The following is a 240-nucleotide window of genomic DNA, read 5'->3' as shown; positions in this document are numbered from 1 at the left end:
GCTGCATACGAATTTAGGCCGATCGCCATTGCATCGCGAGGTGTGGGATGCGATCTCGGATGTGAATACTGGCTACACCAATTTAGAAATTACTCTGGAAAACGGCAAACGGGGCGGGCGAAACGGACTACTGACCACTTTAGTAAGAAGCTGGCTAGGCGCAGAAAATGTACTGTTAGTCAATAATAATGCCGCTTCAATGTATCTGGTGTTGCTGGAACTGGCGAAAGGCAAAGAAGT

At 47.9% G+C, this 240-nt stretch carries 1 pseudogene; it reads left to right on the top strand.

What is annotated here, in order from left to right:
- Positions 1–240 (top strand): annotated as a pseudogene (locus tag B7C60_RS18630) (L-seryl-tRNA(Sec) selenium transferase); the annotation flags it as partial.

The sequence above is a fragment of the Vibrio fujianensis genome (assembly GCF_002749895.1).
Classification (GTDB): Bacteria; Pseudomonadota; Gammaproteobacteria; order Enterobacterales; family Vibrionaceae; genus Vibrio; species Vibrio fujianensis.
The sequence above is the reverse complement of the archived record's forward strand: the minus strand, read 5'-3'. Positions and strand labels throughout refer to the sequence as shown.